Source organism: Bacillus sp. SSR7 (assembly GCF_055902415.1).
In genome coordinates this window covers 44,568-57,494 of the sequence record NZ_JBVVXV010000020.1, presented here as the reverse complement: position 1 = coordinate 57,494, position 12,927 = coordinate 44,568, and the positions used below count along the sequence as shown (strand labels likewise).

At 34.2% G+C, this 12,927-nt stretch carries 17 protein-coding genes; 7 read left to right on the top strand and 10 right to left on the bottom strand.

Going from position 1 to position 12,927, the window contains the following annotated elements:
* Nucleotides 1-99 precede the first annotated feature (99 nt).
* Nucleotides 100-234 (bottom strand): RAxF-45 family protein, encoded by a 135-nt coding sequence (locus AC0NJG_RS25790; RefSeq protein ID WP_000830642.1) that lies wholly within the window; start codon nt 232-234, stop codon nt 100-102.
* Between the two features lie 421 nt (nt 235-655).
* On the opposite strand from AC0NJG_RS25790, the gene AC0NJG_RS25785 reads away from it, so the two are divergent.
* Both AC0NJG_RS25785 and AC0NJG_RS25780 read left to right on the top strand, forming a co-directional pair.
* A complete protein-coding gene (locus AC0NJG_RS25785) occupies nt 656-784 on the top strand; it encodes a hypothetical protein (RefSeq protein ID WP_003266122.1) in 129 nt (42 codons plus the stop codon).
* A 134-nt stretch (nt 785-918) separates the two neighbouring features.
* Nucleotides 919-1,707, top strand: coding sequence for a DUF4931 domain-containing protein (locus AC0NJG_RS25780; RefSeq protein ID WP_087952213.1), 789 nt, complete (start codon nt 919-921; stop codon nt 1,705-1,707).
* Between the two features lie 16 nt (nt 1,708-1,723).
* Here the strand turns inward: AC0NJG_RS25780 and AC0NJG_RS25775 are convergent, their stop codons facing one another.
* On the bottom strand, nt 1,724-2,257 hold the full coding sequence (locus AC0NJG_RS25775; RefSeq protein ID WP_071723474.1) for a transglycosylase SLT domain-containing protein: 534 nt from the start codon (nt 2,255-2,257) through the stop codon (nt 1,724-1,726).
* 250 nt (nt 2,258-2,507) lie between these two features.
* Between AC0NJG_RS25775 and AC0NJG_RS25770 the strand changes: the two genes are divergently transcribed.
* Nucleotides 2,508-4,157: a DUF2334 domain-containing protein gene (locus AC0NJG_RS25770; protein WP_143880716.1), complete on the top strand. Its 1,650-nt coding sequence runs from the start codon at nt 2,508-2,510 to the stop codon at nt 4,155-4,157.
* Nucleotides 4,158-4,936: 779 nt separating this feature from the next.
* Here AC0NJG_RS25770 and AC0NJG_RS25765 read toward each other — a convergent pair.
* The 4 genes from AC0NJG_RS25765 to AC0NJG_RS25750 form a co-directional block, all read right to left on the bottom strand.
* The gene (locus AC0NJG_RS25765; RefSeq protein WP_087996364.1) at nt 4,937-5,293 is read right to left on the bottom strand and encodes a YxeA family protein; all 357 of its coding nucleotides are present in this window, start codon (nt 5,291-5,293) and stop codon (nt 4,937-4,939) included.
* Nucleotides 5,294-5,430: 137 nt separating this feature from the next.
* Nucleotides 5,431-6,267 carry a YitT family protein gene (locus AC0NJG_RS25760; protein WP_044790585.1) on the bottom strand — a complete coding sequence of 279 codons (837 nt, stop codon included), beginning with the start codon at nt 6,265-6,267 and terminating at the stop codon, nt 5,431-5,433.
* Nucleotides 6,268-6,384: 117 nt separating this feature from the next.
* Nucleotides 6,385-6,714, bottom strand: a complete 330-nt coding sequence (locus tag AC0NJG_RS25755; RefSeq protein ID WP_087952216.1) for a PH domain-containing protein — start codon at nt 6,712-6,714, stop codon at nt 6,385-6,387.
* Between the two features lie 148 nt (nt 6,715-6,862).
* Complete coding sequence (locus tag AC0NJG_RS25750) at nt 6,863-7,840, bottom strand: LacI family DNA-binding transcriptional regulator (RefSeq protein WP_087952217.1); 978 nt, start codon at nt 7,838-7,840, stop codon at nt 6,863-6,865.
* Between the two features lie 305 nt (nt 7,841-8,145).
* Between AC0NJG_RS25750 and AC0NJG_RS25745 the strand changes: the two genes are divergently transcribed.
* A complete protein-coding gene (locus tag AC0NJG_RS25745) occupies nt 8,146-8,241 on the top strand; it encodes a DUF3948 family protein (RefSeq protein ID WP_087952218.1) in 96 nt (31 codons plus the stop codon).
* A gap of 73 nt (nt 8,242-8,314) precedes the next feature.
* On the opposite strand, the gene AC0NJG_RS25740 is transcribed toward AC0NJG_RS25745, so the two are convergent.
* Nucleotides 8,315-8,920, bottom strand: a complete 606-nt coding sequence (locus tag AC0NJG_RS25740) for a lysophospholipid acyltransferase family protein (protein ID WP_087952219.1) — start codon at nt 8,918-8,920, stop codon at nt 8,315-8,317.
* 337 nt (nt 8,921-9,257) lie between these two features.
* On the opposite strand from AC0NJG_RS25740, the gene AC0NJG_RS25735 reads away from it, so the two are divergent.
* Nucleotides 9,258-9,353, top strand: a complete 96-nt coding sequence (locus AC0NJG_RS25735) for a DUF3948 family protein (RefSeq protein ID WP_073530339.1) — start codon at nt 9,258-9,260, stop codon at nt 9,351-9,353.
* 60 nt (nt 9,354-9,413) lie between these two features.
* Here AC0NJG_RS25735 and AC0NJG_RS25730 read toward each other — a convergent pair whose 3' ends face one another.
* Together AC0NJG_RS25730 and AC0NJG_RS25725 are read right to left on the bottom strand one after the other, a co-directional pair.
* Nucleotides 9,414-9,554 carry a YrzO family protein gene (locus AC0NJG_RS25730; RefSeq protein WP_000894069.1) on the bottom strand — a complete coding sequence of 47 codons (141 nt, stop codon included), beginning with the start codon at nt 9,552-9,554 and terminating at the stop codon, nt 9,414-9,416.
* Between the two features lie 21 nt (nt 9,555-9,575).
* Nucleotides 9,576-10,544, bottom strand: coding sequence for a DMT family transporter (locus AC0NJG_RS25725; protein ID WP_140168674.1), 969 nt, complete (start codon nt 10,542-10,544; stop codon nt 9,576-9,578).
* Nucleotides 10,545-10,671: 127 nt separating this feature from the next.
* On the opposite strand from AC0NJG_RS25725, the gene AC0NJG_RS25720 reads away from it, so the two are divergent.
* Nucleotides 10,672-11,538, top strand: a complete 867-nt coding sequence (locus AC0NJG_RS25720; protein ID WP_087952222.1) for a LysR family transcriptional regulator — start codon at nt 10,672-10,674, stop codon at nt 11,536-11,538.
* 255 nt (nt 11,539-11,793) lie between these two features.
* On the top strand, nt 11,794-11,895 hold the full coding sequence (locus tag AC0NJG_RS25715; RefSeq protein WP_001060018.1) for a DUF3948 family protein: 102 nt from the start codon (nt 11,794-11,796) through the stop codon (nt 11,893-11,895).
* A gap of 65 nt (nt 11,896-11,960) precedes the next feature.
* Here AC0NJG_RS25715 and AC0NJG_RS25710 read toward each other — a convergent pair whose 3' ends face one another.
* The gene (locus AC0NJG_RS25710; RefSeq protein WP_087952223.1) at nt 11,961-12,908 is read right to left on the bottom strand and encodes a helix-turn-helix transcriptional regulator; all 948 of its coding nucleotides are present in this window, start codon (nt 12,906-12,908) and stop codon (nt 11,961-11,963) included.
* Nucleotides 12,909-12,927 lie beyond the last annotated feature (19 nt).

Here is a 12,927-nt window from a genome sequence, read left to right as displayed (position 1 = left end):
AACCATGGGAAAGAAACATTCCCCATGGTTTTCGACATAGAAAAAGGAAGCCAAATAGCTCCCTTTTCACACGTTTATTAAAAATGGGTGAAGAGATTTCTATCGTTCAATAGCTACTATGCAATTGTTAAAAAAGGACAGACGTATCCCGTTAACAACTACATCATGAAAAATCGCACGACAAAAATAGATAAAATCTAAAAATTTGGCACGTGCAGCTAAAGAACGTTTCATCTCATTCACCCCTTTCGTACGGAATTTAATACTTACTTCTTTATTATACTTTCCCATTCCATGTTTGAATAGTCATTTTTCTGAAAATAATGAAGATAGACTAAACATTTCGATAAGTGACATCCAATCTTACAAAACTGTTATGTTCACGTAATGGAAAGCGATAGTACGAAAAGATGCCTCCCTATACAATAAAGATGTAAACAAAAGAGACAACAAAAGGAGGAAACAATCATGATGAAGGAAATCGTAAAAGCAATCTTTGAGGTATTAGTGAACGGACAAGCAGTTGTAAAAGAACTAAACGAACTATAAAAAGGAGTGAAAAAATATGATGAACATGGTAAAAATGATTTTACACGCTTTAGTTGATGCAAAAGCAGTTAGCCAAGAATTAAACCAACAATAAAAAAAGGGGTAAATGAATATGAAGAAAGCCATTATTGTAATCGCAAGTACAGCAATTGCCTTTTACACAATAAAAAATAGAAAAAAGAAGCACAATAAAAACGATCTATATTATCCATACACATTATTAAAGAAAAAATAAAAGACAAGGTACCCTATCTTAATGAGGAGATCTTGTCTTTTATTTTTCCTATTCCCTTTAAAGGATTTTCCACTTCTTTTCCCGAATGTATTAAGCGGGATTTTTACACATATTTTAAAGGGGCATAAATACAAATGGATACACAACAACTATACTTTTTAAACGATATCGGCAAACAAAAACCAGAAAGCATCCGGAATAGAAGCGCTGCATGTCCTTTTTGTGACAGAGAAAATTTAACGGATATTTTAGCAACTGAAGGCTCAATTATTTGGCTAAAAAACAAATTTCCTACATTAAAAGATACATTTCAAACGGTGCTAATCGAAATAGATAATTGTGAAGATCATATTGCGACATATACAGAAGAACATATGCGATCGTTAATCCGTTTCTCCATTAAACATTGGTTAGACTTACAGAAGAGCGAAGAATTCACATCTGTAATTTTATACAAAAATCACGGTCCATTCTCAGGTGGAAGTTTGCATCATGCACACATGCAAATTATTGGAATGAAGTATGTAGACTATCTCGGTAACGTAGAACAGGACAACTTCCGAGGAGTAATTGTACAAAAAAACGAACACATTGAACTCAATATTTCAGATCGTCCTATTATCGGTTTTACTGAATTTAATATCATCATTGAAGATATTGGATGCATAGATGAACTAGCAAATTATATTCAGCAAACTGTACGTTACATACTGAAAGATTTCCATAAAGGATGTAGTAGTTATAACTTATTTTTCTATCACGTAAGTGGAAAGATCATTTGTAAAGTTGTTCCTAGATTTGTCGTTTCACCATTATATGTAGGATATAAAATACCGCAAGTTTCTACAAAACTAGAAGAGGTGAAAATACAACTAGCGGCGTATTTCACAAAACAAGACGACGCAATTAGCCACAAAAAATAGAGTAGGTATCAAAAACCTACTCTTTTATTACACCTTTATTTCGATAATACACATCTTCTAATCCGATGTTATACTTCATGTTATTATCCGTCCACTCTGGACCCAGATTACCTGGCCATCCAGATGTATTTGCTACATATTTTAGTAATGCAAAATCAGTCAAACCTTTCTGCACCCCGCGCTTATATCCTTTCATTAAATGCGGCATTGCAATTTGCGCATTTGTACGTGGATCTTTCAGCTCATCATCAGTTAAATGATCCGGTGCAAGTCCACCACCGCGATGCAATTGAAACAATCCGAATGAAGTTCCGTTATCTCCAACACTTCTTGGATTTAATCGACTTTCATGTTCGGCAATTGTAAGAGGTATCCATTCTGGAAGATTGACTTTCTTTGCTTCCTCTATAATAATTTGTTTCATCTGTTTTGCTTCTTCTGAGTCAACATAGCTTGTCTCATTTACTAATTTGCCCATTCCTTCAGACTTTCCTTGGAAATATAAGTACACCCCAAGAACAACTAAAAATCCTACAAAGAATTTCTTCACTACCTCTACCTCTTTCTCCGCTGAAATTTGTCCCCTTTCAGCCTTCTTCCCTTTACAATTACCCACATTCTATCATTCTCTTACTCTTTTATCATAGCAAATAACTATACATATTATCATCATGCTTTAGACCGATTTTGTGAAAAAACAGCTGGTAAATACGTGCAAAAATGTAACTTTCATAGACTACAACGTATTCATTGTATATAATTGTAAATTGAACTCTATATATAGAATAGGAGCAGACCAAATGAAAAAGTGCATAATACTCTTGTTCAGTATTTTACTTCTTATCCCTATCCACACCTCTGCGCAAACATCATCAAAACCAAAAGTACTTGTTTTATATAGTACAAAAGACGATAAAATTACAAATAATATTCAAATCCTTAATACTCAATTGGGACATTTTACAAACGATATAACTATGAAAAGTTTAAACAAGGCTAATGAAATTACTAATTCATCTTCTTATACACATATTGTCTATATCGGGGAACAAAAAGAAGATGTTCCTGCTGAAGCAAAACAAATTCTAGAAGATTTCTCAGGCCCAGTATTAGTTTTAGGACAAAATGTCGAACAGTTATCTAATCGCTTTTCTTTCATTACTCTAAAGGATAATGATATACGAGTTAATAAAATCGAATATCCAAGCCATAAGCTAAAAAACACTTTAGAAGAAGAACGATTGATTCAGTCTTTTGATACAAACGGAACTGTTCTTGCTAACGCTTTAACCCCAAATAGTAAGAATCCACTAATCGTTCAGCATGAAACATCTTATTACGTTGCAACGCCAAATCTCTTTGACTGGATGTCTCATTATGTCGGTGAAACGTTATATTCTTACTTCGGACAAAAGCCAACGACAAATAAAGTAGAAGCTTATTTACGTCTTGAGGACGTTCATCCGGCAGCAGATATAAATCAATTAAAAGAAATTGCTGAATTACTAAAAGAGAAAAAGATTCCTTATATGATTACGGTCATCCCGGTATATAAAGATCCTGATACAGGAAAGACAGTACATTTAAAAGATAAACCCGAACTAGTCGATCTTTTACGCTCTATGCAAGACGATGGTGCAGCAATTATTATGCATGGTTATACTCACCAATTTTATGATAGTGAAACCGGTGAAGGTTTTGAATTTTGGGACGTAAAAACAGACCAGCCAATTCGTCAACCAAATCATGAACAACCAAAAACAAAAGATGACTTTCCTAATATAGATGCCTATAATGCATATGTAAAAAAAGGGGAAGAGTTTGAAGAAAAATATACGACTGATCATATCGAAAAAGGCATTCAAGAACTTGTAGATGCCAAACTATATCCTGTCGCATTTGAAGCACCTCATTACACGATGTCTCAAAAAGGATATGAAATATTATCAAGGTACTTTTCAACTTATGTAGGACAACTACAGTTAAGTGATACAACTTGGAAATCCATGCATTCACCATTTTATACAAGTACCCCATCATTTTTACATGGGATGAAATTAATACCTGAAACAGTCGGCTTTATTGAAGAAGATAAGCCACATGCTATTGCTAAAATGAAAGAACGTGCTGTATCTGTTGCAAAACTATCTGACGGCATTATCGGTGCATTCTATCATCCTTACTTAGGTGTGAAACCATTAAAAGAAGTATTAAAGGATTTGGAAAACGTTCCAAATATAGAATGGATTGATTTACAAAAAGAAACAAATGAAGTAAAAACGAAAGATATTCATATCACTACTAATAAAGACGGCATTCACGTTGAAAAACCAACAAGCGCAAGTGACGTAATGGATTATATAAAACAATATGGATTCTTCCTTATACTTGGTTTCTTCGTCATTGTCTTTCTTTTATTATTAAAACGTGCAAAAAAATTAGAATCCTAATACAAAACCAAAACGTGGCATATTATTAATAACCCATTGATTATGTTCATAAAAAAACAAGAAAGGATCTCCTTTCTTGTTTTATCATCTATGTTATTTAACAATTAAGTTTGTTATGATATCAAATAATCCAATACATACTACGGCAACAGTAAAGTAGCTACAGAAATCTTTAATTGGAAACTTCACTACTTCTTCTTTACGCATCCCATTCTTCTCCCTTCTTACTATATCCCTAATTATTTTTATCTATTTGTATCTATTATGCAAAAAATATGACAAATTTACTATCGAATTAACTTACGTAAACCTTACAATGTTGTAAGGTTTATAAAAAAGGCCCCATCTACATACAGATCAGGGCTATTAAAAAGTAGTTGGTTTTTCATTCTTCATTACATTACAAACAGAAAGTAATATAGTGAGACTTTCTAATTACACTATATGAAATTCAATAGCTTTTAACTATCGAATTACATTACAGAAGACTTACATGTTTGTAAGCTAGGTGTAATGTAATTCGATAGTTTCCCTTATCAATATTTCGTACAATAAATTTAGAAAGTAAGCCAAATAAGAAGAACACTCACATAACCAAATTGCATTGTTAGTAGCCACTCTTCTTATACCTTTCACTCATGCTACTACAATGTACCCCCTTCCCCTTTATATAATAAAAAAAGCCTTGGTCCATATGGACCAAGGCTTTTTCACACACACTAAAATACCCCTACCTAGTATTTTTATTTTCGACAAAAAATAGGTGGGGGTATAATCCGCTATCTCATCGCTAAAAGTTTACTCTTTGCATTAATAGGAATGTTTACAGCTTCAACTTCTTCGATTGACTCGCCGTAGCGTCCTTTTGCGTACACCTTTAATGCTTCATCTCTCTTTAACATATGCTTAACAGTCTTCTTTATTTTTTGTTCTTTTCCACGTTCGTCAAATGCTATAAATTCATATTCATACCACTCATCACCAACATGCTGACCAATTGTATTCACAACCGTATAGTATTCTTTCTTCTTATAAAGCGGATTATATTTATCGATAACTGGTCCAAGTTTCGTAGGCAGTAACATTACTACTATCACTATCATCGCTATTATAGTAGTGATCATTTTTTTCTTCATAATAAACATTCCTCCTCTGCAGGATATATATACATCCATTTTAAAAAGAAGGAACAAAATCTACTATTGAATCTCATTACATTACACTTACATTTTTGTAAGAATAAAAAAGGTGAACGAATTTACTCGTTCACCTTTTAGCTCGCTTTAAAACCACCACCAAGTACATCGCGTACATCGTGAATAACAACGAAAGCATCTTCATCTACTCGGCTAATAACTTGCTTTAACTTAACAAGCTCTTGTTTATTAATAACAACATATAAAACTTCTTTATTTTTACCAGTATATCCGCCGCGCCCTTCTAATACAGTAACACCGCGTGTCATGTTTTTCGTAATAGCCTCACGTATTAACTCTGGTTGATTTGAAATAATTGTAACAGCCGTTTTTGTGTCCATTCCTTCTACAATGAAATCAATTACTTTCGCTCCGATGAATACTGCAACAAGTGTGTACATTGCTTTTTCTTGCCCTATTATAAATACAGAACCAGCAATTACAACGATATCAATAATAAGTACACCTTTTCCGACACTCCAACCTAAATATTGATTTGCTAATCGTGCTAAAATTGCCGATCCCCCTGATGTACCTCCAGCTTTGAACATACAGCCTAATCCGATACCGACAAATACACCAGCAAATAGTGCCGCTAATAAAGTATCACTATTTACATGGTACTCAATATGTTCTGTAACATATAAAAACAAAGATGTTTCTACAATCCCTAAAATTGTATAAACCATTGTTTTCTTATCAAAAAATTTATAACCAACCGCTAGTAAAATTGCATTTATAGCAAAATTCACAATCCCCGGCGACCAATCAAATAAATAGTACGTAACAACCGTTAAACCAATAATTCCACCCTCTGATAGACGGTTTGGAATTGCAAAGTAATTAATACCAATTGCGAATAATAATGAGCCAATTGTAATTAGTGTTATTTCCTTTATACGTTGATTAACCATAGTTCATACCCTCCCCCATTTGACATTGTATCACTATCTCCTAGAGGTTTAGAAGTTGTTTTTATTGCACTTTTCCCCTCATCAAAACCAAGATATTATGTTTAAACAAGGGGATGATTAATTATTCACATTCGCTCTAACTATACGGACAAATTGCTCCACATTCCCCTTCTGAATATACTTAGCTCGAATGGTTTCATGATTACAAATAAATTCGAAATACGGGCGAAAAACTATGCTATCTATATGCAAATATGAGTACTCTTTAAATATTGAAGGATAGTACGGAAATTTTCCGTAAAACAGGAGACGTCTAGTAGTCGCAACAAAAATCCCATGTTGATAACATAACGTGAAATTATCCTTCTCAAAAACCCCCACCACAAAGGCTAAAACATTTTCGTCATTCCCTAAAAACTTTTTTATACTTAATAAAAGTTCATTCATGCATTTCCCTCCAAATACTATTTTTGAAAAGAATCCATGGATTGTTACAGACCGGTTTAATTCCTTTATAAAGTATGAAACGCGTTTCCTGTCAAAAATATTTCAAAAAAATAATCCGTTATGTGATTATACACATAACGGATTAAAACTAAACGGTAGAGCGTTCCACAAGTTCATATGGAATTTCCACCTTTTCTTGTTTAGAACTCTCGTCACTTATTTGCCGGTAAAACATTTCAAAAGCCGCTTTTCCTATCCCCTTCAAATTTTGATCAATGGTTGTAAGTTGCAACACTTGCGAAATAGGTTGGTTATCCAAACCAATAATCGCTAAATCCTCAGGAACTTGAATACCCAATTTCCCAACTTCCGTCATAACCCCAATCGCAACTTCATCTCCTGCTACTATTAACGCTTCAGGAAGATTCTGCATACTTTTTAACTTATGAGCGACTCTCACACCATCCTCTAATGTAAAACATTCTGTGAAAATCCATTCTTCATTCACTTCTTCATCTATAGATTGCAATTGACGCTTATACACATCAAAACGCTTTTGACTACTCGGTCCTAGCCTTCTCCCCGTGCAATAACCAATTTTTTTATAACCTTTTTCAATAAGGTGATTCATTCCTAGCTGGAAAGCTGCCGAATGATTTGTATATACACTTGAGATATTTGAAATATCATTGTCTTCACAAGCAATGATTGTGCCGTAAGAAGCATACGGTTCTATCATTTCCCAATCATTTGCACGTGAACAAATAATAAGGCCATCCAATTGTTTCGTTTTTAACATATGTAAACTTTTCATTTCTTCTTTTTTATTATAGTTTGTTTGGCAAAGTAGCACCCTGTAGTTATGAGTTAACGCTCCCTCCATCATTCCCCCTACCATTGCATCGAAGCTCGGGTGATTAATGTAAGGGAGAATTACACCAACAATATTCGTCTTTCCTTTTGATAAATGAACAGCATTTGCGTTTTGTGAGTAATTCAATTTCTCAACTATTTCTAAAACAACTCTCCTTTTTTCTTCACTTACGTATGGATGATCATTTAGCACCCTCGAAACAGTTGTAACTGAAACCCCAGCCATCTTGGCGATATCTTTAATATTAGCCATACACTCACCTCTACTTTTAAATTAATAAATTCCATGAACATATGTCAAACCTTCTCATCATTACACCTTCATTCGTTTTTCTTACAAAAGTGTAATTTTCCTGTAAGCTAATTCGATAGTTACTCTCCGCTATTTTTCATACAATTAAGTCAGAAACAGGGCAATAATTATTCGAAAAGGAGCGGATTTATATGATGAACAAAGTGAAATCAAACAATTTTTTACATACAATGGACATGGTATTTTCCGCTCTTATCGATGCAAAAGCTGTTGCTTCTACATTAAACAAGTAAGGAGAATATACGATGAACAACATTACTTTTAACAAATTAGATTTTTTAGGACTAGTTAGTGGCTCGATTCTTCTTACGACTTTTATCTACGCCACTACGCTTGTATAAATCTCGTGTCCCCTTTCCCCTTTATTATAAATAGTAATAGAAAAGACGACCGTCTATGCCCGGTCGTCTTTTCTTACTTTTGATTTGATTGCAAAGCTTCCTTTAGCTCCTCAAACTTCTCATTTAATTGATCTGTCATCATTTTCATAGCTGTTTTTCGATCTATTTGTTCTTCAGCATCAATCTGAATTGGGTCTCCAAAAATCAATTGCGCCCTTTTTCCTTTTATTAATTCTTTTACACTTGATGGACCAATATAAGCTGCCGGTACTAGTGGAACATTAGAACGCATCGCAATTGTCACAGCACCAGCTTTTAACGAAACATCTTCTGACGATCTCGTTCCACTCGGGAAAATCCCTACCACTTTTCCTTCTTTTAATAATCGTGATGGAATTTTAAGTGTACTCGGTCCGGGATTTGCGCGATCTACAGGGAATGCATTTACATTTTTAAAGAACCAATTTTTGAATTTCCCTTCAAATAATTCTTTTTTGGCCATGTAATGAATTTCCGTCGGGTACATCCCTGTAGCTAACATTAATACATCCATAAAACTTGTATGTGTACACGCAACAACATATGGGCCACCTTCTGGTAGCTTTTCTCTTCCTTGCACTTCTACTTTCCCAGCTGTTTTAAATATATATTTCAACAAAAATGTAATTGGTTTATACATTTGTTTCGTTCCTTTCTGAACATCCGAAGTATAATTATTTTCTTACCACAATTATAACACTAAGTTTTAGGAGTTGGTAATAATTTTAAGGTTTAATTATTAAATTTCAATTCTTACAAAAGTGTAATTTTCCTGTAAGCTAATTCGATAGTTACTCTCCGCTATTTTTCATACAATTAAGTCAGAAACAGGGCAATAATTATTCGAAAAGGAGCGGATTTATATGATGAACAAAGTGAAATCAAACAATTTTTTACATACAATGGACATGGTATTTTCCGCTCTTATCGATGCAAAAGCTGTTGCTTCTACATTAAACAAGTAAGGAGAATGCATGATGAACAACATCACATTTAACAAATTAGATTTTCTAGGATTAGCTAGCGGCTCGATTCTTCTTACTACTTTTATTTACGCTGCTACGCTTGTATAACTTTGTGTCCCCTTTCCCCTTTATATAGAAGAAGACGACCGTCTATGCCCGGTCGTCTTTTTAAATGTTTCTTTCTTTTAACTCTTTTAAAAGCTGTATCATTTCAGCTTGTTGTTTTATCTTCTTACGACCATTTCGATTAATTGCTGCAAGCTCACAAGCAACTCCAACGGCGAAGAAAAACAATAAACTTTCTAACATGTGAAATCCTCCAATTGCCTATTAAACAACTTGACGTAATTGCTCTTCTTGTAACATCTTCTTATTTATGTTTTCTTCTTTTCTCTGACAAACATTATTGCGAATAAGCGCCGCAATAACAAATAAAGTTCCTACAATATCAAACATTGTGATTTGATATCCTTGCATCATCATAATAACTAAAGTCGTAATAGGTACAAAGTTAATAAATAAAATACCATTAATAGATGATAAAATTTTCACACCGTAATTCCAAGCGAGTAATGCTACAATTCCTGGTAATGTCATCATAAACAATAAATCATATTTCACGATAGAAATCGTTCCCATACTAGGGACTGAAACATATCCAAGCGACGTAATAATTACCGTTATAATTCCTGTAACAGTCGTACCGAATACACACGTCAACGTAGAATAACGTAATGTTGACCAATCACTACACGTTTGACCACCCATCGTATAAATTACCCAACCCACAACTCCAACAAATATAAATGCTAGCGAAAACATGTTATCTTTCAACGTTAAAAAGAAACTCATATCACCTTTTGTAATAACAAATACAGCCCCTATAAAAGCGATAATCATGCTCGTTATCATATACTTTTTCGGTTTTACATGCTTATATCCCCATAGGATACAAATAGAAATCATCGGCATAAGCGCTTCCATAATGGAGGCTACCATCACGCCTGATTTTCCCATTAACATTTGGCCTAAAAATATAAGTACATTATATACAGTAAACGCCATCGTTCCGAAAAAGACGAGTAACTTTCCTCTCCCCTCTAAACGAAATGCCTGTTTCCCTTCTTTCATTAACAACAATACAATCAGCATTATCGCCACCGCTCCATAGCGAATAAGCGAAAAATAAAACGGATCTATGTATTCTAACGCATGATCAGCAACTGGAAACATCGCTCCCCATGACATACTTGCAATTAAACACGCTAAAGCCCCTATTATCATTTGACCTCTTCTCAACACAATCCCCCGCTTCTTTCTATTTGCACAAAGAGAATTGTAAAAGAAAAAATACATCACGTAAAATGATTCAAAATGATGTTAACTATCATTTATAATGATAGTTAACATCAAGGAGGACAGTATTATGGAATTAAGAGACTTGCAAATCTTCCAGAGCGTTGCCGACCAAGGTAGTGTAAGTAGCGCAGCAAAGGAATTAAATTACGTACAATCAAATGTAACAACGCGTATTAAACAATTAGAAAACGAGCTGAAAACACCGCTCTTTTATCGTCATAAACGAGGCATGACTTTAACAGCTGAAGGAAGAAAAATGCTCGTTTATGTTAATAAAATTTTGCAAGATGTTGATGAGCTAAAACAAGTATTTTTAGATAGCGAGACACCCTCTGGCATATTAAAAATCGGTACTGTCGAAACAGTAAGTACATTACCTACCATTTTATCTTCTTACTATAAAAGCTATCCGAACGTCGATTTATCATTACAAGCAGGTTTAACAGAAGAATTAATTAGAGAAGTACTCGATCATCAATTAGATGGCGCCTTTATATCAGGACCAATAAAACACCCACTTATTGAACAATACGATGTTAGTACAGAGAAATTAATGCTTGTAACACAAAGTAAAGCTTTTCATATAGAAGAATTTACAACAACGCCTTTACTCGTTTTTAACCAAGGATGTGGATACCGTTCCAAACTAGAACGATGGCTGAAAGACGAAGGTTTGCTACCAAAAAGAATTATGGAATTTAATATATTAGAGACAATATTAAACAGTGTTGCACTCGGCCTTGGAATTACGCTCGTACCACAGTCTGCTGTCCACCATCTTTCTAAAGCAGGGCAAGTACATTGTCATGCAATCCCTGAAAAATACGGCAGTATTTCAACGGTTTTCATACGCCGCAAGGATAGCTATATGACAAATTCAATGCGTAGCTTTTTAAAAACAATCGAAGAGCACCACCACATTAATATGCTGTAAAAGACATTCTTACACGAATGTCTTTTTTTCTTACAAAAGTGTAAGTCTTCCGTAAGCTAATTCGATAGTTGCAGGCGATCATATTTCCTATAATTAAGATATAAAGCAGGGCAACAACAATTCGAAAAGGAGCGGATACGCATGATGAACAAAATGAAATCAAACAAATTTTTAAATACAATGGGCATGGTGCTATCCGCACTTGTCGATGCAAAAGCCGTTGCAACTACATTAAACAAATAAGGAGAGATTATAATGAACAACATTACTTTCAACAAATCAGACTTTATAGGACTTGCAAGTGGAGCGACTCTTCTTACAGCTTTCATTTACACACTTGCTCAAGGTCTTGTTTAACACTTTGTTTCCCCAAACCCCTTTATATATAGAAAAAGCTGCTTGTCTTATAGACAAGCAGCTTTTTAGTTTGTTTCATATATAATTTGACCTGTTTTCGTCATATCGTATCCGCCAATTGCTGTTAATTCATTATGAAATTCTTCCGATTGCAGAATGTCTTTCACAACTTCGATCAGCTCTTCATTTTCTTTATTCTTCAAAATCACTAAATCATACTGTTCTTTCATGATTGGAACAAAGTCTACATTTACAATTTGCGAAAACTTTTCTGATCCTACTCCGACGTCAGCTTTTCCATTCGCGACTTGCGTGGCAACACCAAGATGGTTCGATTCTTCCCATTCATATCCACTAATACGTTCTTTATTCAAATTTTGAATGCGCGATTGTTCATCGACTAACACCCTAATACCAGAACCCTTTTCTCGATTTATAAATCGTATAGATGATTGAGATAAATCAGCCCATGTTTTTATATTTTTAGGATTCCCCTTTTGCACATAAAACCCAACGTTCCTCGCTAATAAATTAATCATAATACATGGCTGTCCTACTAAAATGCGTTTTACATAAGGAACATTATATGTACCTGTTTCCCCATCAAACAAATGCAAACTAACGATACTTCCTTCTCCTTGATACATTTTTACTAGACTCGTTAAACTACCTTGATATGCCCTTAATATAGTTGAACTTGGCAGGCGATTTTCTATACGCTTTGCCAACATATCTAACGTTAGTTCTTGTCCGCTAATAATACATGTATTCGAGATACTATTACTGTCATTCTTTACAGGGGTAACCTGTATCTTACCTGTTTTCATTTTCTTAATATATTGTTCTAAATCTGCTGCATCAATGCGCATCTGTCTACCAACTCTATAAGAAGGCAGCTCCCCTTTTTTAATCAAGTCGTATACAGTTAGTTTTGATACCTTTAATCGCTTTGCTACTTCTTCCGTTGTGTAGGAATGATGATCCATAGACGATTCCTCACTTTCTTCCTTCATTGTAACAAAGAAAAGAATA